Here is a 24,189-nt window from a genome sequence, read left to right as displayed (position 1 = left end):
CGTAGCCACAGGGAATAGGGTGGGGGCGCCCCCTGTGGGTTGGAGACCCATCCTCGTACCGTCGCTTGGAGAACACACATGGCACCCGGACTGCCTGCCGCCATGGATCGGCCGCACTTCATCGGGATCGGCGGGGCCGGGATGTCCGGGATCGCGAAGATTCTGGCGCAGCGGGGGGCCAAGGTGGCCGGGAGCGATGCCAAGGAGTCGGAGACGGCCGAGGCGTTGCGGGCGTTGGGGGCGACCGTGCACATCGGGCATGCCGGTGAGCATCTCGCCGATGACGCGACCTGTGTGGTGGTGTCGTCGGCGATCCGGGACGACAATCCCGAGCTGGCTCGCGCGGCCGAGCTGGGCATTCCCGTCGTCCACCGGTCGGACGCGCTCGCCCGGCTGATGGACGGGCTGCGGCCCATCGCCGTCGCCGGGACGCATGGGAAGACCACGACCACGTCCATGCTCGCCGTGTCGCTGAGCGAGCTGGGGCTGAAGCCGTCGTACGCCATCGGCGGGGATCTCGACGTGCCCGGCTCGAACGCGCTGCACGGGGACGGGGAGATCTTCGTCGCCGAGGCGGATGAAAGCGATCGCAGCTTCCACAAGTACGCGCCCGAGGTCGCCATCGTCCTCAACGTCGAGTTGGACCACCACGCCAACTACGCCTCCATGGACGAGATCTACGAGTCCTTCGAGACGTTCGCGGGGAAGATCGTCCCCGGTGGCACGCTGGTGATCTCCGCCGATCACGAGGGGGCGCGGGAGCTGGCGGGGCGGATCGGGCGTGAGGGCCTCCGGGTCGTCACCTACGGCGAGAGCGACGATGCCGATGTGCGGGTCGCCGCCGTCGTTCCGCAGGGGCTGAAGAGCCAGGTCACCGTGGTGCTGGACGGGGAGGAGATCACCTTCGCCGTGTCCGTGCCGGGGCGGCACTACGCGCACAACGCCGTCGCCGCGCTGGCCGCCGGGGTCGCGCTCGGCGTGCCGGCGTCCGAGCTGGCGCCCGCGCTGGCCGCGTACACCGGGGTGAAGCGGCGGCTGCAGCTCAAGGGCGAGGCCGCCGGGGTGCAGGTCATCGACTCGTACGCGCATCACCCGACCGAGATGACGGCCGATCTGGAGGCGATGCGGGCCGCGGCCGGGGACGCGCGCATTCTCGTGGTGTTCCAGCCGCATCTGTTCTCCCGGACGCAGGAGCTGGGCGTGGAGATGGGGCAGTCGCTGGCGCTCGCCGACGCGTCCGTCGTCCTCGACATCTATCCGGCCCGTGAGGACCCGATTCCGGGGGTGACCAGTGAGCTGATCATCGACGCCGCCCGGGGCGCGGGGGCCGAGGTCATCGCCGTCCACGACAAGGACGAGGTGCCCGGCACCGTCGCGGGAATGGCGAAGGCCGGTGATCTCGTTCTCACCATGGGCGCGGGCGATGTGACCGACCTGGGCCCGAAGATCCTGGACCGACTTTCGAGTTGATTCGATTTGATTCGAGTTGAGGGGCTGAGGCTCATGTCGTACGACGTCGAGAAGCCGGACGAGCAGTGGCGCGCGGAGCTGACCCCGGCCGAGTACGCGGTGCTGCGGCAGGCCGGCACCGAGCCCGCCTTCGTCGGTGAGTACACCAACACCAAGACCAAGGGCGTCTACTCCTGTCGTGCCTGCGGTGCCGAACTCTTCACCTCCGACACCAAGTTCGAGTCCCACTGCGGCTGGCCGTCCTTCTACGACCCGAAGGACAGCGACGCGGTGGAGCTGCTGGAGGACCGGTCGCACGGGATGGTGCGGACCGAGGTCCGGTGTGCGCGGTGCGGGTCGCATCTCGGGCATGTGTTCGAGGGTGAGGGGTATGCGACGCCGACCGACCAGCGGTACTGCATCAACAGCATCTCGCTGCGGTTGACGGCGGACGAGGCGTGACCACCACCGGCTCGGGAGGGTGAACCACCGGCTCGGACAGGTGATCACCGGCTTGGGTGTGTGTCTCACTTTTCCTTTCCCGAGCGGTAGTTGCCGGTGTTGACTGTGTGGCTACTGGTGGGGGGCGGCCACGGGGCGCCCTCCTTGGAGCAGAGGGTCGGGGTTCGCGGTGTTGAGGGGTCGGACCGAGCGGAGGATGCGGCGGCTGAGCGCCCGGTTGGTCGCCGGCCTGGCCCGTACGGCACCGCGCGACGGCGATGACGGGGTCTTCGATCCGCTGTGCCGGGTGGTCAGCGGTCTTCGGGGGCGGCCGGTCGTACTGAGGTGGACGCGGTTTCCGCCCAACACGGCCAGCGGGGTGTGGGTGGAACTGGCCGAGATGGATCTGCTGGCCATCCGCGACGACGCCGCCGATGTCGAGCACGCCCTGGTGATCTGGGGCCATGAGGTCTGGCACATGATGGAGGGCCACCGCGGTGCCCTCACCCTGGCGGGCCCTGCCTCGGCACGCTCCCGTTCCATACGGGGCGACGCCGTGGAACGCGCGGTGGAATCGCTGTCGGCCGTGGAAGGCACGTTGGACGCGCTGTCGGCCGTCGAAGGCACGGCGGACGTGCTGTCGGCCGCGTCCGAGGCCGGGTGGGCCGCCGGAGCGATCGCCTACGCCGGCCGCACGGACTTCCACGCGGAGCAGGAGGCGGAGGCCGAGCGGTTCGGGCTGGAGTTCGCCACCGCGATGCGGGGCTATCTGCGGCGCCCGGACCTCCTCAAGGTCAGCGGGCGCATAGAGAAGTCCCTCGGCCAGGGCCCGTGGGCCTGACGTGAACGGACTGGTCTACTACCTGGCGGCCGCGGTCCTGTGGACCGGATTCGCGGCCCAGCTCCCCGACCTCTGGCACCACCGCCGCGACCCGCTCAAGCGCGCGTTCTGCGCCGTGATCTTCCTCGCCGGCCTCTGCTTCGCCCTCGGCGCCCCGCCCACCGTCGGCCTCATCAACGGCGTCATCGGGGCGCCCAACGCCGCGGCCTGTGTCATCTACGGGGCCGTGAACGCCTTCTCCGCCGCCTCCCTCGTCCTGATCGTCCACTGGCGCGGCGCCGACAGCCCGGACCGGGTACGCCGGGTCTGCCACATCTGGCTGATCACCTACGCCGTCGTGATAGCCGCCCAGAGCGTTCTCTTCGCCGTCGGTGACGCCCCCGTCGAGCGGCGCGTCGACTTCGACACGTACTACGCCACCACCCCGTACATCCGCGAGATGATCGTCCTCTATCTGCTGGCCCATCTGGCCGCGGCCCTCACCACCACCGTCCTGTGCTGGCGCTGGACCCTCCAGATCAGCGGCTGGACCCGGCGGACGCTGGTCGTGCTCGCTCTGGGATGGCTGTGCACCAGCGCGTACGGCGTCGTCAAGATGGCGGCCGTCGTGGGGCGTTGGAGCGGGCACGAGTGGGATGCGCTGAGCAGCAGGCTCGCACCGATCCTCGTCACCGTGGGGGCCACCCTCACCGCGATCGGCTACATCATGCCGCTGCTCGGGCCGCGTATCGACAGCCTCGTCGCCTTCCTCCGGCTCGGCCCGCTGTTCCGGCTCGTCGGCTCCGGCGGCAAGCGGCGGACCGTGCTGTCCTGGCGTTCCCTCGGCGATGTCGAACTCCGGCTCACCCACCGGACGACGGCCATCCGCGACGGCCTCAAGGACGTCTCCGTCCACTTCGACGAGGGGGTGCGGGAGCGGGCCTATCGGCAGGCGCTCTCCAAGGGCGCCGGGCGGAGCGAGGCCGAGGCCATCGCCGACGCCGCCATGGTGGCCGTCGCCGCGCTGTCGACCCGCGACCACTCCCCGCGCATCGAGGCGGCCGTCCTGGACGGTGCCGCCCTCGACGTCATCGCCGGGTTGACCGGGAGAAGCTCACCGCTGGACACCGGTCAGCCCTCGCTCATCCGGATGTCCCGTGCCGTACGCGCGGGAATCGTCGAGGGCGCGGTGCGGGCCGAGCGGGCACAGAGCCGGTAGCCGCGGGCCGCTCGTCAACGGGTTCGGGACGTGGACGCCGTCGCCCCGGGCTCGTCGACCACGGTACGGTGGCGATCACTTGACGGGGGCACGCTGAGAACGAAAGGTCCGCTGAAGGCTGTGCGCCCCCGATGAGCGACTTCGTCTTCCATGTCTCCGGCGGTCTGCTGCTTCTGGCCGGCCTGCTGAAACTGCCGTCCCTGGTCCGGGCGAGGGGCCGGGACCCGCTGCTCGCCTCGATCTGCGCGCTGCTCCTCGGCGGCGGGGGCGTCCTGCTGCTCACGGCCGAGGGCGCGATCATCGCCCTCCGCGAGATCACGGGGGTCACCAATCTCGCCGTCCTGCTGATCTACATCCTGCTGACCGTCTTCTCCGGCGCCTCGATCGTGCTCGTTCTGCACTGGCGCGGCGACCCCCGCCCGGCCCGGACCCGGCGGCTGACCCGCGTCACCATCGTCGCCTACGGCGTCGTCTGCGCCCTGATCGCCGTCCTGTTCGCCCTCGGGGACACCCCGGTGGAGCGCCGGCGCGACTTCGACACGTACTACGCCACCACCCCGTACATCCGCGAGATGATCGTCCTCTATCTCGTCGCCCACACCGTCGCCTCCGCCACGGCAAGCAGGCTCTGTCTGCGCTGGTCGCACGAGGTGCGGGGCACCCTGCGCATCGGGCTGCGGGTCCTCGCGACCGGCTATCTGCTGCACTACGGCGTCTACGATCCGGCCGTGGCCGCCGCCGTGGTCGCGCGATGGGCCGGGGCGGACTGGGACTTCCTCATCGCTGTCGCGATCGGGGTGACCGCGCCCAGCGCCGTACTGGTGGCCGTCGGGTTCCTCATCCCGTTGGCCGGGCGGCGCGGGGAGGACGCGGTCCGCTACTGGCGCCTCGGACGGCTCGCCCGGGCCATGGAGCCGGTCCGGGGAGCCGCCCATCCGCTGCCGTTGTCGCTGCCGCTGTCGTGGAAGCCCGATCTTCGGCTGCGGCTGACCCAGCGTCAGACCTATATCGCGGACCGGCTGGTGATCTGCCGTCCCCACTTCGACGCCCGGGTGCGGGACGAGGCCGGCCGCGCGGCCCTGGCTCGGGGCGTCACCGGTGTGGAGGCCGCGGCCGTCGCCGACGCCGTCATGGTCGTCACGGCCGTCGAGCGTCAGGTCGCCGCCTCGGCGGCGGGAGCTAAGGCACGGCGCGGTGCACAGGGGGACGAGGAGGACCGCGTCACCGTCACCATTGACCTGGCCTGTGTTTCCCGGGCTCTGCGCTCGCCGATCGTCAGGGACGCGCGGAGCCGGAGCCGGAGCCGGAGCCGGGCCGAGTACGACCGTGCCTGACGGCCGGTGGTGCGGCCGGGCCGAATACCGCCGCGCCTGACGTCCGGTGGTGTGGGGCCGGGCCGAATACCCGCCGTGCCCGACGGCCTGTGGTGCCGCCGTGCCCGATGGCGGGTGGACTTCAGTGCGGGTCGGCCGTGGGGGCGCCGAGGGAGCGGAGGATGTCCCGTTCCCGTGGGGTGAGCGGGGGGCCCGAGAGTGGCGGCAGGACCGGGCCCAGGAGGGTGGACACGAGAAGGGACGGGCGGAGCAGGCCTAGGGCGTCCGCCTGGAGGGTGGTGACCTCGCACATCGCGGCCGAGACCCGGTACGAACCGGTGGCGACGCGCCCCATCCGGCCGGTGTAGCCCGCCAGCAGACGGTCCGCGAGGGTGGGCGACTTGCCCCGGACACCGGGGAACCACTGGTCCTGGCCGACGGACATCATCCAGGCGGCGTTCACCACCTTCGCCGCGGCCCGCTGCACCCGGCGGGCGAGCCCCGGCGCGTCGATACCGGTCCTGCCGCTCCTGCCGGTCCGCTCCAGTTCCCGGCGCAGTTCGCGGGCGCCGAGGGCGGCCACCGACATGCCCTGACCGTAGACCGGGTTGTACGTCGCGACGGCGTCCCCGAGGGCGATCAGCCCCTCGGGCCACACCTCGGCCTTCTCGAAGTACCGGCGCTCGTTGCGGGTGCTGCGGCTGAGGACGACCTCGCTCAACGGCTGTGCGCCGGAGATGAGTTCACCCAGGAGCCGATGGCGCAGGCCCAGGGCGAAGGGTACGAAGTCGTCGGCGGAGCCGGTGGGTTCGGCGCCGCGTGTGCCGCCGAGACTGACCAGCCAGCGGCCGCCCTCGATCGGCAGGAGCAGCCCCGCACGACCGGGCCTGCCGCCCCTCGGGTCCGCGGTGATCTGCGTGGGAGGGAAGGCGCCGGCGCCCTCGGGGGTGCGGAAGAGGCGGCTGGCGTAGACGAGCCCCGCGTCGACGATCTCCGTGGGGACGCCGGTGACGCCCAGTTCGGCGAGCCAGTGCTCGACACGCGTGCCGCGCCCGCTCGCGTCCACCACCAACTCGGCGCGCAGATCCGTCTCCTGGCCCTGGAACCCGCCCCGGTGATCGGCGTCGACGACACGGACGCCGGTGACACGGCGGGCCGAGCCCAGCAGACCCGCCGCCGAGGCCCTGCGGACACGGATACGGGTGGTGCTCGCGAGGACGGCGTCCCGTACGGTCCAGTCGAGCAACTCGCGGCTGCCGACGAGCAGGGGATGCGTCCCGTGGTGGCGTGAGCGCCGGAACCAGCCCTGTTGGCCCAGTGTCACCAGGTCGGCCGTCAGACCGCGTTCGGTGGCCCCGGCCGCCAGCAGCCGTTTGCGGACACCGCCGCCCGGCACCAGGTCCTCGATGGCGTCACGGCCGCTGGGCAGGAGGACATGGGCGTGGCGGCCCTGGGGGAGGCCCTTGCGGGGTCGGGGCGAGTCGGGGAGTTCGTCGCGCTCCACCACGACCACCTCGTCGGCGAACCGGGCCAGCGCGGCGGCGGCCAGCATGCCCGCCATGCTCGCACCGATGACGACAGCCGTACGTGGCATGGGACCCCCGGTTCTGATCGTCTCGGCGGAGCTTCACCGTACATTTCGCACGCGTGATCGCAAGAGGGGATCAGGACAAGGGCCCGTCCTTCGGCGGGAGTTGGCGGCCGGGAGCGTCCCTACGGGAGAGCCCCTGCGGCGAGAACACCACCGCTCGCAACGGGTCGGCCCCTCCCGGCCGGGACCCGCTCGTACCCCGGCGCACAGGTCGTGCGCCGGGGTACGAGCCGGGGTACGAGGCGTCATGGCGGCGGGACGTCGAGGCCCGCCGCGCGCAGCTTCGTCTCGACCAGCGCGGTCAACCGTGCCGAGGTCGGCAGTTGTTCCGCCCGGTGGGAGTTGATCAGCCGGTACCGGGTGGCGGAGTCGGACCGCGCCCGGAAGCCCGTCGGCATCGTCAGCAGCTCACGGTCGGCCAGCAGATGGTCGGCCAGGGCGGACGCCAGCTCGTCGATCCGGGGGTCGTCCGGCTGCCAGGTCTCGGCCTCCCAGCAGCGCTGCGTCAACTCGACATACTCCGGGTCGTCGAGACGGTGTTCGAGCTGGGTCAGGAAGCTGTCGTAGACCTCGGGTGCCAGGGCCCTGGCCAGCACCAGCGCTTCGCGTTGGACGCCCACGTACTCGGGGTCGAAGCCGAGGCCGGCGAACCGGTCCAGGACGGCGAGAGCGCGGCCGGGCAGCAGGAGCCGGTCGCCGTCGGCGAGTCGGCGCAGGGTGCCCCGCCGGGCGATCAGTTCGTCGATGCGGTCGGTGAGCCGTCGTTCGACGTCCGTGAGCGCCGTGGCGAACTCCTCGGCGTCGGCGTCCAGCAGACCTCCGACCTCGGCCAGCGGCACGCCGGCGGCGGCCAGCGTCCGGACCTGGACCAGCCGCAGCAGGTCGGCCGATCCGTACCGTCGGTAGCCCGAGCCGTCGCGAGGTGGTTCGTCGATCAGCCCGTGCTTGTGGTAGTGCCGGACGGTCTTCACCGTGACGCCGGCGAACGCCGCCGCCTGCCCGATCGTGACGCCGGCGAACGCCCCCTGCCCCGTCTGCCCCGTCGTGACGCCGCCGGTCGCCTCCCCGTCAGCTGCCACCGCCGCAGAACACCGCCTTCAGGAGCCCGTCCAACGCCTTCGGGAACTCCACCTGCGGGAGGATCGGCGCGTCCCCGGTGGTCAGCGAGGCGGTCATGGTCTTGCGGCCGTCCGGCGTGCTGTACATCAGCGCCCCGTAGCCGCCCGGAGGGCTGCCGTTGTGGTGGAAGACCGTGCCGCCGCACTCCGCGCCCAGATCCTGGACGAACAGTCCGAGGCCGTAGCGGAAGTCGCCGCTCTGGGGGTGCGGTGTCCGCATCTCGGCCAGCAGCGCGTCCGGCAGGAGCCTGCCGCCCTGCAGCGCGGAGAAGAACGTGTGGAGGTCCGCCGTGGTCGAGATCATGTCACCGGCGCCGGACAGCAGGGAGAGGTTCTGGCGGGCGACGTCGACCACCTTCCACTCACCGGCGTCCTGGTAGCGGTAGTAGCCATGGGCGTGCGGGCCGGGCAGCTCCGTCCGGTTGCCCGGCACCAGGGTGCCGCGCAGCCCGAGCGGCCCAAGGAGCCGCCGTCGCGTTTCCTCGGCGTACGAGCGGCCGGTGACCTTCTCGATCAGCAGCCGCGCCAGCGTGTAGTTGGTGTTGGAGTAGCTCCAGTCCGTGCCCGGCTCGAACCGCGCCGGCTTGGACAGCGCCAGCCGTACCAGCTCCTCCGGACGGTAGCTGCGGAACCGGTTGTCCACCCACTCCTTGCCCGTGGCGGGGATGCCCGGCACGACCGTCCCGTCGTCGTAGTACTCCCCGGTGTAGTTGAACAGCCCGCTGGTGTGCTGCAGCAGCATCCGCGTGGTGATCCGAGGGTCCAGCCCGAGCCGGGGCAGCCGGTCGGCGACCGGGGCGTCCAGCCCGATCCGGCCCTCGGCCACCAGCTGCAGCACCAGGGTCGCCGTGAAGGTCTTGGTGACGCTGCCCACCCAGAACGCGCCGTTCGTCGGCGGTTTCGCGCTCGCGCCGAGCTTCCGCACTCCGGCGCTGCCGACCCACGCGCCCCGCTCGTCGTGCACCCGCATGTGCACTCCGGCGAAACCGAGATCGACGACGTCCTGGAGGGCCTCCTGTAAATCAGGGCGGGACCCCTGCGATTCCCGGCGACCTCGCCCGGTGGCGGTCCGTCCCGCGGCGGCCTTCGGCACGGCTCCGGTTCCGCTGCTAGCGGTGGCCACGCCGGGTGCGGCCACCCCGGCCAGCAGCGTGGCCGCCCATGTGACCGCCGCTCTCCGGGAGATCGGCGGTCTTCCGGCGCTGTCGTCCGAAACGGAGTGGAGGGACTCATCCATGGTCATTCCTCGTCTCACGGCAGTGGATGTGCGACGAGTCTGAACCCTGACCCAAGGTCAAGGTCAACCCACGCCGCGCCCCGCCCACTTGCCCCTCCGTCCACACGCGAGGGCCGGAGCGGAGGCGAGTGCCTCTGCTCCGGCCCTCCGGCATCGCGCGAAGGCGCTACCGCTCGGACGTCAGTACTTCGTCGGGAACAGCTGGATCTTGGCCTTGCCGCCCGAGACCGACTTCACCCAGATCTTCAGGTTGTTGAGCTTGACCGTGCCGCCGGGGCTGGTGCCGCCGCCGAGGTAGACGTTGCCGGAGACGGCCGAGAACTTCACCATCCCGGACTTGACGCTCTCCGTCTTGAACTTGCCGAAGCCGAACTTCTTGCTGTTGACCTTGATGGTCTTGCCCTTGGTCACGGTGGTCTTGCACCGGCCGTCGTAGCAGGGGCCGTTGGCGGCGTTCGCGGCCGGGGCCATCAGGCCGAGGCCCAGCGTGCCGGCCATGGTCAGCGTCAGGGCGGTGGTCGTGGTCCGCCGGCGCATACCCGTAGTCATCGGTTGGACTCCTGTCCGCAGAGGAAAGTAACCGCGCGGCATTTCTAACCGCCCTCTGCCGGGACCCCTCCCGGCCCTCGCGTCCCCGCCGTCCACGGCCGACGTTCACCAGCCGCGGCCACAACAGCTCGCCGGGATCTTGACGCCCATGATGTTACCGGTAACACTTCGAGGGTCCCCCTGCCACGAAGAGGTGGAGTCCGCGTGCCCGACCTGCCGACCGCACAACAGGTCCACCACCCTCAACCCGCCGCCCCCACAAGGGTGTTCAGCCCCGCCGCCGTGGTCGCCTCGTGCGTCGGCTTCGTACTGATCGGCGTACTCCAGTCGCTCTACGGCCCCGCCATCCCGGCCTTCCGCGAGGAGTTCGCGCTGTCGCCGTCGGCCGCCGGACTGGGCCTGAGCGCGCACTTCGTCGGCGGGGTCGGCGGTGTGCTGCTCTTCGACCGGCTCTACGGCCGCCTCGGCAACCGCGCGATCCTCGGCACCTCGTACGTTCTGATGGCCCTCGGCGCGGCCGGCTTCGCCCTCGCCCCGGACTGGCCCCTCGCCCTCGCCGCCGCGCTCCTCGCCGGCCTCGGCTTCGGCGGTATCGACTACGGCCTCAACCAGCTCTTCGCCACCGGCTTCGGCCACCGCTCGACGGCGATGCTCAACATCCTCAACGCCCACTTCGGCATCGGAGCGATCCTCGGCCCCGCCCTGATCGCGGCGGTCGGCTCCGAGCACTATCCGGCGGTCTTCCTCGCCTTCGCCGCCGCCAATCTGCCGTTGGTGCTGTTCCTGCGGGGGGTGCGGGACCGGGGGCCGGGGGGCACCACAGCCCAGGCCGACACCCCTGACACGCCCGCCGGTTCGGCCGTCGGGCGGAGTCTCGGCTCCGTGCTCGCCGTCTTCGTCGCCCTCTACGTCCTGCACGTCGGCATCGAGGCGGGCGTCGGAGGCTGGGAGCCCACCCATCTGGAGACCGTCGGCTACGGTGCCGGGGCCGCCGCCACCGCCACGTCCGTGTACTGGCTGATGATGACCGTCGGCCGCTTCCTGGTCGCCCCGATCGCCCTGCGGTACTCACCCCGGACGATCATCACCGTGTCGTGCGCCGGGATGACCGTCTGCCTCCTGCTGGCCGTGATCCCCTGGCTCGCCCCGTACGCGTACGCCGGTGTTGGCCTGTTCATCGCGCCGATCTTCCCCACCGGACTGCCGTGGCTGAACGAGACCGCCCCCAGGGCCCGCCGTGCCGGAGCGCTGGTGATCGCCGCGTCGATGGCCGGGGGAGTGGCGGCCGGCCCGGCACTGGGCAAGGCCATCGAGTGGTCCGGCGTACGGGCCGTACCGCTGCTGCTGTGCGCCGTCTCGGCGGTCTGCCTGCTGGCCACCCTGTGGCTGATCAAGGCCACACGATCCGGCTCCCCGTCACCGTGAGCGGCCCTTGGTGACCGTGTCCCCGTGACGCCGTCGCGCGCCCACCCCTGTCCCCCCGTCCCAGAGCCGAAGGAACCCGCCATGCGTACTCCCGCTCTCACCACGACCTCCGACAGCTTTCTGCTCCACGGCGAGCCGTTCCGGATCATCTCCGGGGCGATGCACTACTTCCGGATTCACCCCGACCTGTGGGCCGACCGACTGTGCAAGGCCCGGCTGATGGGCCTGAACACGGTGGAGACGTACGTCCCCTGGAACCTCCACCAGCCCGATCCGGACAGCCCACTCGTCCTCGACGGGCTGCTCGACCTGCCCCGCTATCTGGGCCTCGCCAAGGAGGAGGGACTGCACGTCCTGCTCCGGCCCGGACCGTACATCTGCGCCGAGTGGGACGGCGGCGGTCTGCCCTCCTGGCTCACCACGGACCCCGACATCCGGCTCCGCTCCAGCGACCCCCGCTTCACCGACGCCCTCGACCGCTACCTCGACATCCTGCTGCCCCCGCTGCTGCCGTACATGGCGGCGAACGGCGGTCCGGTCATCGCCGTCCAGGTGGAGAACGAGTACGGGGCGTACGGCGACGACACCGCCTACCTCAAGCACGTCCACCAGGCGCTGCGTTCACGGGGCATCGAGGAGCTTCTCTTCACCTGCGACCAGGCGAACTCCGGGCACCATCTGGCCGCCGGGTCCCTGCCCGGTGTGCTGTCCACGGCCACCTTCGGCGGCAGGGTCGAGGAATCGCTGCGGGCGCTGCGGGCCCATATGCCCGAAGGGCCGCTGATGTGCTCGGAGTTCTGGATCGGCTGGTTCGACCACTGGGGCGAGGAGCACCACGTACGCGGCCACGAGGACGCCGCCGCCGACCTGGACCGGCTGCTCGCGGCGGGCGCCTCCGTCAATATCTACATGTTCCACGGCGGCACCAACTTCGGCTTCACCAACGGCGCCAACCACGACCAGTGCTACGCGCCGATCGTCACCTCCTACGACTACGACGCCGCCCTCACCGAGTCCGGCGACCCCGGCCCCAAGTACCACGCCTTCCGCGAGGTGATCGCCCGCCACGCCCCGGTACCGCAGGAGCCGGCCCCGGCGCCCGGACCCAGACTCTCGGGCATCGCCGTGGAGTTGACGCACCGGGCACCCCTGCTGCCGTACGCCACCCGCGTCGGCGAAGCCGTGGTCCGCAGCGAACACCCGGTCACCATGGAGGAGTTGGGCCAGCGCTGGGGCTATGTCCTCTACCGCACGATCCTCCCCGAGGCGGGCGACGGTCTGCTGCACTTCTCCGGCGGTGTCGGCGACCGCGCCCAGGTCTTCGTGGACGGCGCCCCCGTGGGCGTACTGGAGCGCGAACGCCACGACGAGACGCTGCCGCTGCGGGTGCCGCGGGCCGGTGCCACGCTGGAGGTGCTGGTCGAGAACATGGGCGGCGTCAACTACGGCCCCCGCATCGGCGCCCCCAAGGGCCTGCTCGGCCCCGTCACCTTCAACGGCACCGCTCTGCCGGGCTGGGACGCCCACCGGCTGCCGCTGACCGATCTGTCCGAGGTCCCCTTCGGCCCGGCCGACCCGGCCCCGGTGACCGTGCCCGCCTTCCACCGGGGCACCTTCGAGGTCGACACCCCGGCCGACACCTTCCTCTCCCTGCCCGGCTGGACCAAGGGCCAGGCCTGGGTCAACGGCTTCCACCTGGGCCGCTACTGGAACCGGGGCCCCCAGCGCACCCTCTACATCCCGGCCCCGGTCCTGCGCCCCGGCACCAATGAGCTGGTCCTGCTCGAACTGAACGCGACGACCAGCTCCCGCGCCGAACTGACGGACACACCCGACCTGGGGCCGGTCAAGCCCTGACACGATAGGCGGCAACAGGTCAGCCCGGTCCCGCCCGGTCCCGTTCGACGAAGGAAGCAGCCGCATGTCCCGAAGCACCACGGGTCGAGACGTGCCCGCCGCCACCGGACCCGCCGCCGGACCCGCCGCCGGACCGGGCGGTCCCGGTTCCGGTGGCGTGGCCGGTGGGCGTAGTCGGCGCAACTTCGCCGGGGCGCGGCCCGTGATGGATGACGTGGCCCGGCTGGCGGGGGTGTCGAAGCAGACCGTGTCGCGGGTGCTGAACGACAACCCGGCGGTGCGGGCCGAGACCCGTGAGGCCGTGCTGGAGGCCATGCGGACGCTCGGGTACCGGCCCAGCCGGAGCGCGCGTTCGCTGGCCAGCGGTCGTACGCGGATGCTGGGCGTGATCTCGTTCGACGCGGCACGCTACGGTCCGGCGTCGACGCTCATCGCGATCAACACGGCGGCCCAGGAGGCGGGCTATCTGGTCAGTTCCATCGCCCTGGACACCGCGGACCGGGACACGGTCGTCCAGGCGGTGGACCGGCTGTCGGCGGAGGGCGCGGACGGGGTCATCGCGATCGCCCCGCAGCGCGCCGTGGCCACGGCCCTCGCCGAGGCCCGCCTCGACACCCCGCTCGTCATGCTGGACAACGGCCTCGGCGACGACACCCCGGTGGTGACGTCCGACTTCCGCGCGGGCGCCCGGCTCGCCACCGGGCATCTGCTGAGCCTCGGCCACGCCACCGTCCGGCATATCGCCGGTCCCACCGGCTGGACCTCCGCCGACCGCCGCGCGGCCAGTTGGCGTGAGACCCTCGTCGAGGCGGGAGCGCCCGTCCATGAACCCCTCGTGGGGGACTGGAGCGCCGACTCCGGTTACGAGCTGGGCCGACGGCTGGCCGCCGAGCCCGACGTCACCGCCGTCTTCGTCTCCAACGACCAGATGGCCCTCGGGCTGCTGCGCGCCCTGCACGAGGCCGGCCGCCGGGTCCCGGACGACGTCAGCGTGGTCGGCTACGACGACATCCCCGAAGCCGCGCATCTGCTGCCGCCGCTCACCACGATTCGTACGGACTTCTCCTCGATCGGCACGAGGGCGCTGCGCTTGCTTGTGGCGCAGTTGGATGGGCCGGGGGCCACGGGTGACTCCGTGGAGAGGGACCCGGTCATCCCTGTTGAGCTGATCGTTCGTGACAGTACGGGGCCGGTGCGGTAGGTCGTGCGCCGTTGGGGGTGCCGCGACGGTTCTTGGGCGTATGCTGCGTCGTCGTGGCTGGTCGCGCCCACGCGGCGGTAGCCGCACATCCGACACAGCCCCGCGCCCCTAAAAGACCTGGGGGCACCCCGGGCTTTTAAGGGGCGCGGGGAGCACCCTAAGTCACGGCTTTCTGGCGATGGCGCCGTACATCGCGATGTCCTCGTCGCGGATGTTCTGCTCGCCCGTGCCGTCCGGGTGCCACTTGTGGACCTGGACGATGCCGGGCTCGACCATCTCCAGGCCCTCGAAGAACTCATGGGCCTCGTCGATGGTGCGCAGTCGCATCGGCATGTCGCGCGCGGCGTACTCGCGGGCGACGCGGCCCACCTCCTCCGGGGCGAACTCGGCGGTGCCGATGGTCATCGCCAGATAGCTGCCCGAGGGGAGGGGTTCGAGGAGCCGGCGGACGATGCCGACCGCGTCGTCCTCGTCCAGCACGAAGTGGACGATCGCGATGACGGTCAGCGCGACCGGCTTGGTCAGGTCCAGGGTCTCCTGGAACTCCGCCGAGTTGAGGACGGCGTCCGGGTCCTGGAAGTCGGCCTCGATGTACGCCGTCTTGCCCTCGGGCGTGCTGGCCAGCAGCCCCTGGGACAGGGTGAGGACGATCGGGTCGTTGTCCACGTAGACCACCCGTGACTCGGGGGCCACGGACTGGGCTATCTCGTGCAGGTTGGGCGAGGTGGGGATGCCGGTGCCGATGTCGAGGAACTGGCGCATCCCGCCCTTCTCCGCGAGCCAGCGCACCGCGCGGTTCATCCAGTCGCGGTTGGCGCGCATATGGGTCGGCAGCGCCGGCCACTCCTGCGCCATCGCGTCACCGGCCTCCTTGTCGGCCGGGTAGTAGTCCTTGCCGCCGAGGATGTAGTCGTAGATCCGCGCGGAATGCGCGTGCTCGGTGTCGATCCGGTCGGCAGGCCATCCGTTGTCGGGCACGCCGCCCCTCCCATCAAGTCGTGTGGTCAGTAGGCCAGTTCGGCCAGGTCAGTCTGTTCGGCCAGTTCCAACAGTTCGGCCGGTCCAGGCAGTTCAGGCGGTAACACAGCAGTCGGTGCATAGCAAGCGGTCGTACGCATGAGGTCAGAGCAGGAAGTCGGCGCGGCCGGCCTTCACCCCCGAAAGGAAGCTCGTCATCTCGTACGGGGTGAAGACCAGTGCGGGGCCGTCGGGGTCGGTGGACTGGCGTACGGCGACCCTTCCGTCGGCCAGCTTCTTCACCTCGACGCAGGCACCGCCCGCGTCGTCGCTCCACGGCCGGTGCCAGTCCTGGGCGCCGAGGTCGCGGGCGGGCATGCCGTTGCGAACGTCGTTGAGTACTCCATGGGTTATGCGGGATATGCGGTGGTGCACGTCAGAGCTCCTTGCGAATTGCGCCGAGGACGGCCTCGGTCTTGCGGGCGGGCGCGGACTGCGCGCCCAGCCGGTCCAGAGCCTCGCGATAGACGACGACGTCGTCCGTCTTGTCGAGATACACGGCGCCCACCAGACCATTGAGGTAGACGATGTCCGGCAACTCGGGTGCCTTGAACCGGAAGAGATGGAACGCCCCCGCCCGCATCGCCGGATGCGGGCCGTTCTGGAAAGGCATCAGCTGCAGCGTCACCTGCGGCAGCCGGTTCACCTCGATCAGATGGTCGATCTGGGCGCGCATCACGTCCGGTCCGCCGACCGGCCATCTGAGCACCGTCTCGTCCATCACCACCCACAGCCGTGGCGGTTGCTCACGGCTCAGCAGTTCCTGACGTCGCATGCGCAGCGCCACCATGCGGTCGGTCGCCTCGGTCGAGGCGTGCGGATTGCCCGACCTCAGCAGAGCGCGCGCGTAGTCCTCGGTCTGCAGCAGTCCGTGCACGAACTGCGGCTCGTACGCGCGGATCTGGAGCGCCGCCTGCTCCAGGCTGAGGTAGGCCGCGAACCAGTCCGGCAGCACATCGCGGTAGGTGTGCCACCAGCCCCGTTTGTTGGCCTCGCGGACCGACTTCAGGAAGGTCTCTATCTCCTCCTGCTCCCGTACGCCGTAGATCTGGAGCAGTTTCTCGACGTCGGGGAGGCGGAGCCGGGCGACCTTGGCGGCCTCCATGCGGCGGATCGTGGAGTGGCTCACCCCGATCGCCTCGCCGGCCTGCTCGAACGTCAGCCCGGCGCGGGTGCGCAGCTCCTCCAACTGTCTGCCGAGGATCATGCGCAGGACGGAGGGGGCGCCGCCCCAGTCGGTCTCCGCGGTCACACCCACCTCCTTCCCCGCTCACCGAGCACGGCAGGTTGGTCGAACTTACTTGCGAAAGCTGTGTGTTGGCGTGCGGAAGCGTGCTCCGCGAGCGCAGTCTCGCACGATCTTGGCGTGAACGGAGGCATCCTGCTCCGCACGAATTGCAAATTTCAACTTGCTGGTTGCGAGGTGTTGTTCGCTGATGTCACAGTGGACGTATCGTCACGGCTTCGGTGAACGCTGGGACCACGCGACCGCGTTGGGGGAGATGGGGTCGCGACTCAGCGCCGTTCGCCGCGGGCAGCACGACGCTCGCGGCGAATGGCGAGGCGACCGTGGCACCGGCACCACCCCGCCAGCGAGTCGCCCACGAAAGGCATACGGCGATGGCACCGCCCACGCTCCCCCAGTCCTCGGACCGGCTCGTTCCGGCCCTGTGTCCACCCTTCGAACCAGCGGTGTACGTGCCGCACAGAGCGGGCGTGTTCGGACTGCCCGCGACCCCGGCCTCGGCGGGCGAGGCGCGTCGTACCGTGCGCGAGCTGCTCGACGAGTGGGGGGTGAGTGCCGAGACCCGCGAGGATGTGCTGCTGATCACCTCCGAGCTGGTCACCAACGCGTTGACGCACACGACGAGCGAATGGATCGTGTGCCGACTGCAGATGACAGGGCAGCGGCTCCGTATCGAGGTCGAGGACCAGAGCGGTGGCGACGCACAGCCCACCCGGCGCCGGCCGGGACCAGACGACCAGAACGGGCGTGGGCTCATGCTGGTCGGGATGCTCAGCAGCGACTGGGGGGTCGGAGACACCCCACAACGGTCCGGTCGCGTCGTCTGGGCAGAACTGCCGTCGGAGGGCCGGAACACCGCCGCGCCGGTCCCTCCGACGGCCATGTCGTTCCCCTAGGGGCCGCCGACTTCCGCGATCCGCCGGGTCCGGTCGACTTCCGCCGGGCGCCCTCTCCGTCGAGAGGGCGCCCGGCATTGTCGTTTTCGGGGCCGGGCTCGCCATCGTCTGTCGGTAGTCCTACGTAATCGCGTTACTGCTCTTCGGGGCGAGGGTGCGTCCGGGGCCCGTCCGGCGTTCTCCTCGCCGCCCTCTCCGCCCCCGGCGCGAACGCCCGCCCGCAGAGGCGTTGTCGCAGGCCAGACCCCCTGCCAGCGGTTGACCCTGCCCCGCCCAACCGGCCGTCGACGTCCACCACTTGGGGAACAAATCACCATGAATCACTGTGGCTAGCATGGGCCGCCGCTTTCCCATCTCTCTGCTTCTCCACCAGGAGGTCGGGTGATTCACCCCCAGCAGCATCACGGTTCGTGGCGCCCTCGCATACGCCGGTCCCTCGCCACGGCCGCCGTCGCGCTCGGGCTCGTCGGCACCGGTCTGACGGCCGCCCCCGCGTCCGCCGAGTCCGTCACGACCCCCACGTCCGCCCCGGGTGACGCGGCGGTGGACCTGAGTGTCCGCGCGTCCGCCGCCGAGAACGGCACCGGCTCCTCCTCGCCCGCGCGGACCCCCATGATCGTGGGCGGTTCCGAGACCACCTTCGCCAAGGCCCCGTACATGGTCCAGCTCTTCTATCTGGACGGCTCCGACGTGCTGTGGTTCTGCAACGGCACGCTGATCGCGCCCAACAAGGTGCTGACGGCCGCCCAGTGCGTGTACGGCCGTGACCTGACCAACCGGGACAAGGCCGTGATCCTGGGTGGCACGGCGAACTGGGCGGACCTCGACTCCGCCACCCGGATCGGGATCAAGCGCCAGTGGGTGCACCCCTCCTACCGGCCGTCCGGTGTCACCCACGACATGGCCGTACTCACCCTCAACGGCACACTGCCGTACACGACCCTCAGGATGGCCGCCGCCAGTGACACCTCGCTGTACGCGGCCGGCACCGAGGCGAGCGTCCACGGCTGGGGCGTGACCGGTACGGCCCAGTACGGGTCGGGTGAGTCGGCGGTGCTGAAAACGGCGACCCTGCCGATGCAGTCGGACGCCACCTGCGACTCCGCGCTCAAGACCGCGCTCGGCGGCAAGGACGGGTTCGTCGAGTCGGCGATGACCTGCGCCGGTCGCGCCGCCACCGGTGACGACGCCACCACGACGACGGCCTGTATGAGCGACGCCGGGGCACCGCTCGTCGTCAAGGGCCGGATCGTGGGCGTGTTCTCCTGGAACGTCACCACCAGTGAGCAGTGGTGCGGAGTGAAGGGCACCTACCCGGTGTTCACGCAGACCAGCTCCTACGCGGGGGCCACGCAGCCGAGGATCTTCGACACCGACTTCTCCGGTGACGGCCGGGCCGATCTGTTCGCCCGCAAGTCCAGCGGCGGCACCGCGTACGCCTACCAGGGCGCCACCCTGAAGACCCGCGCCTCGGCGGGGAGCGGCTGGGGCGGCTACAACAGGGTGGCGCAGAGCGACCTGAACCGTGACGGCGTCCTCGACTACGTGGTGCGGAACACGGCCGGGACCGTGTACTGGCGGCACAAGGTCTCCGGCAGCTGGGTCAACACCCGTATCGCCACCGGCTGGAAGGGCGCCCGGCAGATCCTGGCCCCCGGTGACGTCAGCGGCGACGCCCTGCCCGACCTGGTCACCGTGGACTCCGGCGGCACCCTGTGGCGCTACCCGGGCAACGGCAAGGGCGGCTTCGGAGCGCGGGTCAAGCTCGGCGCGGGCTGGACGACGTACAGCCAGGTCGTCGCCCACGGAGATCTCACCGGCGACGGACGCCCCGACCTCGTGGGCCGTACCTCGGCGGGCGCGCTGTACCTCCACCCGGGCAGCACCACCGGCACCTTCACCTTCGGCAGCCGCAAGCTGGTCAGCAAGACCGTGTTCAAGCCGGCCACAGCACTGGCGGCCGTCGGCGACGTGAACGGCGACGGCAGGGCCGATCTCGTGACCCGGACCGGCTCCGGGGCCCTCTGGCTCCACAAGGGCAACGGCAACGGCACCTTCGCCACCGCGACGAAGGGCGCCACCGGCCTCAACTCCTTCAACCTCTTCGGCTGAGGCCGAATCCCACCCCGCCCGCTCGCGACCGCTGTTCACCGGCGGTCGCGAGCGGCTCGCCGTTCCTGTCACGGGCCCCAGGTGCCCGTTCCGCATAGGGTGCCCCCGGCGTTGTTCTCCCACCGACGGAGGCAAGGTGCGCGGCGAGTCCGAGATCGATGTGCTGGTACTGGGCGGGGCGGGGGTCGCCGCGATCGTCTACGTCCCTGAGTTGCCGCTGCCGTTCGCGGACGGGCATCTGGTGCCGGCCATCGAGACCAGGGCCGGACAGACCGGCGACTTCCTGGCCGTGGCCGCGCACAGCCTGGGCCTGCGGACCCACCACCTGGACCTCCTCGGAAACGACCTCCCCAGCGGCACCCGGCGCGCGGTGAACCTGGTCGGCCCGGACGGACGGCGCTGCTCCCTCTACGACAGCAGCCGGGGCGAGGAGGGGGACGTACTGCCGGAGGAGACCGTACGGGCCCTCGCCGCCGTCAGCCATCACGCCCATGTCTCGATCAGCTCGCCCTGCGCCGCCGCACTGCCCGTGCTGCGCGAGTCGGACGTGACGATCTCGACCGATCTGCACGACTGGGACGGCGTCAACCCGTACCACGAGCCCTTCGCGTACAACGCCGACCTGGTCTTCCTCTCCGCCACCGCGCTCGCCGACCCGGAGAAGACCATGCGCCGTGTCGTCGAGCGCGGCCGGGCCCGGGTCGTCGTCGCCACGGACGGGGCGCGCGGCGCGTACCACCTCGTTTCGACGGGCAGGTCCATCACATCCCGCCGGTCGCCCCGCCCGCCCCCGTCGTGGACTCCAACGGCGCCGGGACGCCTTCGCCGCCGGCTATCTCTTCGGCCGGCTCACCGGACAGCCGCCGCACCGCCGCGCCCTGTACGGCGCCATCGCGGGCGCGTACGCCTGCACGGTGCCGTCGACCCGTACGGACGCGATCGGGCGCGATGAACTCCTCGGCCGGGCCGCCGAGTTGGAGGGCGGAACCACCGCCGGCCGTCGGCCGACCGACACCTCCGGCCGGTAGCCCCCGGTCAGCCCGGACGCAGGCCCGCCGCCACCAGTCTGGCCTCCATCTTGCGGCGGGCCGCGCCCAGCACCGCCAGCAGGACGTCCTTGCTGGACTGGCGTTCGCGTACGTCGCAGAGGACGACCGGGACGGCGGGGGCCAGGTCCATCGCCTTGCGGATCTGCTCGGCGCCCACCTCGCGCCGGCCGTCGAAGCAGTTGACGCCGACCGCGAAGGGGATGTCCCGGGACTCGAAGAAGTCGATCGCGGCGAAGGAGGCGTCGAGGCGCCGGGGGTCGGCGAGGACCACCGCGCCCAGGGCGCCCGTCGCCAGTCCGTCCCACATGAACCAGAAGCGCTCCTGGCCGGGCGTACCGAAGAGATAGAGCACCAGATCACGGGAGATGGTGATGCGGCCGAAGTCCAGGGCGACCGTGGTCGAGGTCTTCCGCTCGATGCCGGTGAGATCGTCCACGCCCATGCTCGCCTCGGTGAACTGCTCCTCCGTCCGCAGCGGTTCGACCTCGCTCACCGAGCCGACCAGGGTGGTCTTGCCGACGCCGAAGCCCCCCGAGACGAGGATCTTCAGGGCGGTGGGAACGACCGGCCGGTACGCCGTCGCGCCGTCGCGGTTCATGCGCTCATACGTCCTGCACGTAGTCGGTCGGGGTCTCCGAACGGGGCGCCGCGCTCAGATACTTGCCGACCTGCTTGACCAGGGTCCCCATCTCGAACGCCATCATGCCGACGTCCACCTCCTCCGAGGCGATCGCGGCGAGACGGGCGCCCCGGCCGGCGGCGGTGACGAAGAGAAAGGCCCGTTCCATCTGGATGACGGTCTGCTGGACCTCACCGCCGTGGAAGTGGCGGGCGACACCGCGGGCCAGGCTGTACATGCCGGAGCCGACGGCGGACAGATGCTCCGCGTCGTCGAAGCGGATGTCCTTCGACTTGCCGATGAGGAGGCCGTCCCCGGACAGCACGATGGCGCAGTGGATCTCGGGTATCCGCTCGACGAGCCCGTCCAGGAGCCAGTCCAGTTGGGGGCCGGGGGGTACCTGCTCAGTCATTTCCTGATTGTTCCTCACAGTCGGTCGGCGTCAGGGGGTCACGCCGAGTCCTAGGGGGCCGGGGCGGCGGTCGGTCAGCCGACACCCTGGCCGCGCACCGGGGCTGGTCCGGTCCCGGTGCCGCGCGCTGGTCCGTGCCGCCGGCCGCTGTCGCCGTCGGCGGGGGAGCGGACCGGGTGCCCTTCGCCGACGCCGCTGTCGGCGCCGGTCGCGTATCGCTCTCGTCCGGCTCGTCCGGTTTGCTCAGACGGGCCCGCATGGAGCCCAGGTGGATCGCCGTCATGGCGCGGGCCAGGGCCTCCGGGCTGAGGGTGTCCTCGATGCCGGCGAGGTCGTCGGTGTCGTGCGAGGCCTCCGGCGTCTTCTCGCGGCGCGGCGACGGCGGTGGTGGTGCGGCTCGGTTGCGCCGGGGGAGACCGCTCGGGGCGCCGGGTGTCCCCGGGGTGCCCGCTCCGCTCGCGTTCTCGGCGTCGGTTCCGGTGCTCATATGCGCCCCCGTGGCGTGCTCGGCTCCGTCCGTGCTCAACAGAGGGGGCCCGGTGGACGGTGGTCGGGATGACGGCCCTGGCACGCCGGGAAGCGGGGAACCGCCCGGCGCCTCCCCGCACATCGACTTGACGCGCCGTCGTCAAGTGTCAGCGGCCGGAGGGAACGCTATCAGGCGCCGAGCCCCGTCGTCAGTAACCCCCGTCCGCAACTTCCCGCCGGACGGGAGGGATTGGGAGCGGGTGCGGTCAAGTGCCCCGAATCGCCGGGCGATCCCTGCCGCCGACCGGCGTGCGGTCGGCGTCGGTGTCCATGGGCACCCTTCCGACTCCCCTCCAGGGAAGGCGATTTATCGACACAGAGACCCAACAGAATCGCCACAAGTCGACCACTTCCGATGCTCTCGCGCATGGCCGAAAGCCATCATCGCGCCGTTTAAACCTCCGCGTGTGCTGCGTTCGTCTGGTATCTGACGGAGCCCCATACGGGAAGCGGGCCCTGGGGTGGTGGTCGCCTGGTGGCCGGGTAGCCTGCTACTCGCTGTCGGATGGGAGTAAGCGCTCAACTTCGGTCGCGAAGGTATCAACATGTGGACAGAGGGTCTTGTGTTTCTCACAATCCAGAGCAAATTTCAACCGTTTAAATTTCAGCCAAACCGTTTAAACGATCTTGGCGTCACAGGTTGATTTGTAGACCATGTTGCACGTCGGCCAGGTACCCATCGGAACCCCAGCCCGACGTACAGCCTCCGCGTCTTCCCCTGGCGCGGGGAAGCACGGAGAAGGGCTTGACGTGAATCACGTCTTCACCACTCAGGACCATGAGGATCTGCGGCAACGCGTACGCGAGTTCGCGGAGCGCGTGGTACGCCCCCTGATACCGGACATGGAGGCATCCCGGACCGCACTCGTCGACCTCTCCCGCCGGATCGCCCAACAGGGCTGGATCGGGGCCACGATCGACCCCGTTCACGGTGGTATGGGATCAGGCCATCTCGCGAAGACCGTCATCATCGAGGAACTCGCCCGTGTCAGCGGCGCGATGGGCGCGATGGTCCAGGCGTCCCAGCTGGGTGTCGCCAAGATCATCCACTTCGGGAACGAGACCCAGAAACGCCACTGGCTGCCCAGGATCGCCCGTGGCGAGATCCTGCCGACCATCGCCGTCACCGAGCCGGGGTCGGGGGGCCATGTCGCCGGGATGGAGAGCTCGGCCGTGCGCGACGGCGACGACTACGTCCTCAACGGCCGCAAGGTGTTCGTCGGCAACAGCCACGTCGGCGATCTGCACGGGGTCATCGTCCGCACCGGCCCCGGCAACAAGGGCCTGACGGCCTTTCTGGTCGAGTCCGACCGGCCCGGCTTCTCGCTGGCCCCGCAGGTCCCCTCCATGGGCCTGCACGGCTTCAGCTTCGGCGAGCTGATCTTCGACAACTGCCGGGTCCCGGCCGCGAACCGGCTCGGCGAGGAGGGGGACGGCCTCGCCGTCGCGTACTCCTCGTCCGTGCTCTACGGCCGGCTCAACCTCACCGCGGTCTCCCTCGGCATCCACCAGGCCGTCTTCGAGGAGACCTCCCGGTACTGCCGCGAGACCCAGCGCTACGGCAAGCCGCTCGGCGAGATCCCCAACATCAAGATCGAGCTGGGCCGGATGCTGCAACGCCTCACCCTGGCCCGCCAGAGTGCCTATCTCGCCGCCCATCTCCTGGACGAAGGGCGGCCCTGCGACGCCGAGTTGATGGCGGCGAAGCTGTTCAACGTCGAGTCCTCCATCGAGTCCGCCCAGGCGGCGATGAAGATGTTCGCCGGCGCCGGTCTGCTCACCGACCGCCCGGTGGAGCGCTATCTGCGCGACGCGTTCCACATCTACGCGCCCGCCGGCACCTCCGAGATCCAGGCCCTCAGGCTCGGCGAGTTCGCCCTCGGCACCAACCGCGGCGAGTGGTCGGAACGTCTCTCCCACGTGGTCCGCACGGCCCCGCAGCCCGACTCCGCGCAGCCCGACTCCGTCTCGGCCGTCCCCCGCCAGCCGGAGCCCCCGCAGAAGGAATCCCGGAAAACCAAGCGCCCCATAGGCCAACTGGTCTGACGGGACCGGTCAAAGCCGCCGATGTTCTGCCGCGCCCCTTCTTT

The 24,189-nt window shown here is 70.8% G+C and carries 21 protein-coding genes and 1 pseudogene; 12 read left to right on the top strand and 10 right to left on the bottom strand.

All coding sequences use genetic code 11. From position 1 onward, the window contains the following. Positions 1–78 precede the first annotated feature (78 nt). From murC to ACWD4G_RS14830, 5 genes are all read left to right on the top strand, one after another. Positions 79–1,470, top strand: a complete 1,392-nt coding sequence (gene murC / locus ACWD4G_RS14850) for a UDP-N-acetylmuramate--L-alanine ligase (RefSeq protein WP_451293197.1) — start codon at positions 79–81, stop codon at positions 1,468–1,470. 33 nt (positions 1,471–1,503) lie between these two features. Next, entirely contained in the window at positions 1,504–1,911 is a 408-nt protein-coding gene (msrB, locus tag ACWD4G_RS14845; protein ID WP_451293195.1) for a peptide-methionine (R)-S-oxide reductase MsrB, read from the top strand. Between the two features lie 196 nt (positions 1,912–2,107). After that, entirely contained in the window at positions 2,108–2,731 is a 624-nt protein-coding gene (locus ACWD4G_RS14840; RefSeq protein WP_451293193.1) for a hypothetical protein, read from the top strand. Position 2,732: 1 nt separating this feature from the next. Further along, entirely contained in the window at positions 2,733–3,929 is a 1,197-nt protein-coding gene (locus tag ACWD4G_RS14835; RefSeq protein ID WP_451293191.1) for an MAB_1171c family putative transporter, read from the top strand. 131 nt (positions 3,930–4,060) lie between these two features. After that, the gene (locus ACWD4G_RS14830; RefSeq protein WP_451293189.1) at positions 4,061–5,263 is read left to right on the top strand and encodes a DUF6545 domain-containing protein; all 1,203 of its coding nucleotides are present in this window, start codon (positions 4,061–4,063) and stop codon (positions 5,261–5,263) included. Positions 5,264–5,384: 121 nt separating this feature from the next. Here ACWD4G_RS14830 and ACWD4G_RS14825 read toward each other — a convergent pair whose 3' ends face one another. The 4 genes from ACWD4G_RS14825 to ACWD4G_RS14810 form a co-directional block, all read right to left on the bottom strand. Continuing rightward, entirely contained in the window at positions 5,385–6,836 is a 1,452-nt protein-coding gene (locus tag ACWD4G_RS14825) for a pyridine nucleotide-disulfide oxidoreductase (RefSeq protein WP_451293187.1), read from the bottom strand. Positions 6,837–7,078: 242 nt separating this feature from the next. Continuing rightward, positions 7,079–7,912 (bottom strand): MerR family transcriptional regulator, encoded by an 834-nt coding sequence (locus ACWD4G_RS14820; protein WP_451293185.1) that lies wholly within the window; start codon positions 7,910–7,912, stop codon positions 7,079–7,081. Further along, on the bottom strand, positions 7,902–9,188 hold the full coding sequence (locus tag ACWD4G_RS14815; protein ID WP_451293183.1) for a serine hydrolase domain-containing protein: 1,287 nt from the start codon (positions 9,186–9,188) through the stop codon (positions 7,902–7,904). The genes ACWD4G_RS14820 and ACWD4G_RS14815 overlap by 11 nt, the downstream gene beginning before the upstream one ends. Before the next feature lie 180 nt (positions 9,189–9,368). Continuing rightward, positions 9,369–9,737 (bottom strand): hypothetical protein, encoded by a 369-nt coding sequence (locus tag ACWD4G_RS14810; protein WP_451293181.1) that lies wholly within the window; start codon positions 9,735–9,737, stop codon positions 9,369–9,371. Positions 9,738–9,941: 204 nt separating this feature from the next. Here ACWD4G_RS14810 and ACWD4G_RS14805 point away from each other — a divergent pair, with 204 nt between their 5' ends. The 3 genes from ACWD4G_RS14805 (at position 9,942) to ACWD4G_RS14795 (ending at position 14,220) form a co-directional block, all read left to right on the top strand. Continuing rightward, on the top strand, positions 9,942–11,162 hold the full coding sequence (locus ACWD4G_RS14805) for an MFS transporter (protein ID WP_451293179.1): 1,221 nt from the start codon (positions 9,942–9,944) through the stop codon (positions 11,160–11,162). Positions 11,163–11,243: 81 nt separating this feature from the next. After that, a complete protein-coding gene (locus tag ACWD4G_RS14800) occupies positions 11,244–13,019 on the top strand; it encodes a beta-galactosidase (RefSeq protein WP_451293177.1) in 1,776 nt (591 codons plus the stop codon). Between the two features lie 64 nt (positions 13,020–13,083). Beyond that, on the top strand, positions 13,084–14,220 hold the full coding sequence (locus ACWD4G_RS14795) for a LacI family DNA-binding transcriptional regulator (protein ID WP_451293175.1): 1,137 nt from the start codon (positions 13,084–13,086) through the stop codon (positions 14,218–14,220). Positions 14,221–14,382: 162 nt separating this feature from the next. Here the strand turns inward: ACWD4G_RS14795 and ACWD4G_RS14790 are convergent, their stop codons facing one another. From ACWD4G_RS14790 to ACWD4G_RS14780, 3 genes are all read right to left on the bottom strand, one after another. Continuing rightward, on the bottom strand, positions 14,383–15,198 hold the full coding sequence (locus tag ACWD4G_RS14790) for an SAM-dependent methyltransferase (RefSeq protein WP_451293173.1): 816 nt from the start codon (positions 15,196–15,198) through the stop codon (positions 14,383–14,385). Positions 15,199–15,342: 144 nt separating this feature from the next. Next, positions 15,343–15,555 carry a DUF397 domain-containing protein gene (locus tag ACWD4G_RS14785; RefSeq protein WP_451293436.1) on the bottom strand — a complete coding sequence of 71 codons (213 nt, stop codon included), beginning with the start codon at positions 15,553–15,555 and terminating at the stop codon, positions 15,343–15,345. A 58-nt stretch (positions 15,556–15,613) separates the two neighbouring features. Beyond that, complete coding sequence (locus ACWD4G_RS14780; RefSeq protein ID WP_451293171.1) at positions 15,614–16,489, bottom strand: helix-turn-helix domain-containing protein; 876 nt, start codon at positions 16,487–16,489, stop codon at positions 15,614–15,616. 464 nt (positions 16,490–16,953) lie between these two features. On the opposite strand from ACWD4G_RS14780, the gene ACWD4G_RS14775 reads away from it, so the two are divergent. The 3 genes and pseudogenes from ACWD4G_RS14775 (at position 16,954) to ACWD4G_RS14765 (ending at position 20,519) form a co-directional block, all read left to right on the top strand. Then, positions 16,954–17,379, top strand: coding sequence for an ATP-binding protein (locus ACWD4G_RS14775; RefSeq protein WP_451293169.1), 426 nt, complete (start codon positions 16,954–16,956; stop codon positions 17,377–17,379). Positions 17,380–17,760: 381 nt separating this feature from the next. Next, on the top strand, positions 17,761–19,491 hold the full coding sequence (locus tag ACWD4G_RS14770; protein ID WP_451293167.1) for a trypsin-like serine protease: 1,731 nt from the start codon (positions 17,761–17,763) through the stop codon (positions 19,489–19,491). Between the two features lie 136 nt (positions 19,492–19,627). Next, positions 19,628–20,519, top strand: a pseudogene (locus tag ACWD4G_RS14765) (PfkB family carbohydrate kinase). Between the two features lie 7 nt (positions 20,520–20,526). On the opposite strand, the gene ACWD4G_RS14760 reads toward ACWD4G_RS14765, so the two are convergent. From ACWD4G_RS14760 to ACWD4G_RS14750, 3 genes are read right to left on the bottom strand one after another with little or no spacing between them, the layout of a single operon-like run. Continuing rightward, positions 20,527–21,138, bottom strand: coding sequence for a GTP-binding protein (locus ACWD4G_RS14760; RefSeq protein WP_451293165.1), 612 nt, complete (start codon positions 21,136–21,138; stop codon positions 20,527–20,529). Between the two features lie 4 nt (positions 21,139–21,142). After that, positions 21,143–21,571 carry a roadblock/LC7 domain-containing protein gene (locus ACWD4G_RS14755; RefSeq protein ID WP_451293164.1) on the bottom strand — a complete coding sequence of 143 codons (429 nt, stop codon included), beginning with the start codon at positions 21,569–21,571 and terminating at the stop codon, positions 21,143–21,145. Continuing rightward, positions 21,564–22,058 (bottom strand): hypothetical protein, encoded by a 495-nt coding sequence (locus tag ACWD4G_RS14750; RefSeq protein ID WP_451293162.1) that lies wholly within the window; start codon positions 22,056–22,058, stop codon positions 21,564–21,566. Before ACWD4G_RS14750 ends, ACWD4G_RS14755 begins: the two co-directional genes overlap by 8 nt. Before the next feature lie 791 nt (positions 22,059–22,849). On the opposite strand from ACWD4G_RS14750, the gene ACWD4G_RS14745 reads away from it, so the two are divergent. Then, positions 22,850–24,145: an acyl-CoA dehydrogenase family protein gene (locus ACWD4G_RS14745; protein WP_451293160.1), complete on the top strand. Its 1,296-nt coding sequence runs from the start codon at positions 22,850–22,852 to the stop codon at positions 24,143–24,145. Positions 24,146–24,189: the final 44 nt, after the last annotated feature.

Source organism: Streptomyces sp. NPDC002643 (genome assembly GCF_053592555.1).
Note: the sequence above shows the minus strand (reverse complement) of the source record. Positions and strands in the feature narration are given on the sequence as shown.